The organism is Loktanella sp. DJP18, assembly GCF_049310965.1.
Taxonomy (GTDB): Bacteria; Pseudomonadota; Alphaproteobacteria; order Rhodobacterales; family Rhodobacteraceae; genus Loktanella.
Map to the genome: position 1 here is coordinate 1 of NZ_JBMERN010000394.1, position 631 is coordinate 631.

1 protein-coding gene is annotated in these 631 nt (G+C 60.2%); it reads left to right on the forward strand.

Annotated elements, in window-relative coordinates:
* Positions 1-50 precede the first annotated feature (50 nt).
* A partial coding sequence (locus tag ACOI1H_RS26100) for a transposase (protein WP_422441272.1) occupies positions 51-631 on the forward strand: 581 nt, incomplete at its 3' end.

Below are 631 nucleotides of genomic sequence, written 5' to 3' on the forward strand. Positions count from 1 at the left end.
TGACTTGAACCCACCCAACCGGCGGCAGCAACCGCCAGGGAGATCACGCTATGACGAACAATAACGACACCGCTCCGCTTACGCTACTGGCCAATGAAGCCGGCTATGATCCCATCGAAGATCGTCTGCGAGAAAATATCCGCGCCACGATCGAGGCCGTTTTTGAAGAGGAACTGGAGGCGTTTCTGGGACGCTGCCGATATGACCGCGGCACGGCTAAGCTCAAGGGCTATCGGCACGGTCATCGAGAACGCCAGTTGACCGGAACATTTGGGACCGAGACGATAAGCGTGCCGCGCGCCCGGGCTGTTGATGAAGCCGGCAAGACCACGGAATGGCGATCAAAGGCGCTGCCGCGTTACCAGCGGCTGACCAAGAAGGCCGAAGCCCTCATCGCCTCGGTCTATCTGGCCGGCACCAACACGCGGCGCGTAAAGCGGGCGCTGTATGGGTTGTTTCAGGGTGCCGTGAGCAAGGACGTGGTCAGTCGTGCGTGGCGCAAGGTAAAGGTTGACTGGGACGCCTGGGTGGCGCGCGACCTGGCTGACGAAGACATCGTCCGTCTGATTTTGGATGGCACAGTCATCAAGACCCGGTTGGACCGAAAGGCGACGAACATCTCGGTTCTGGC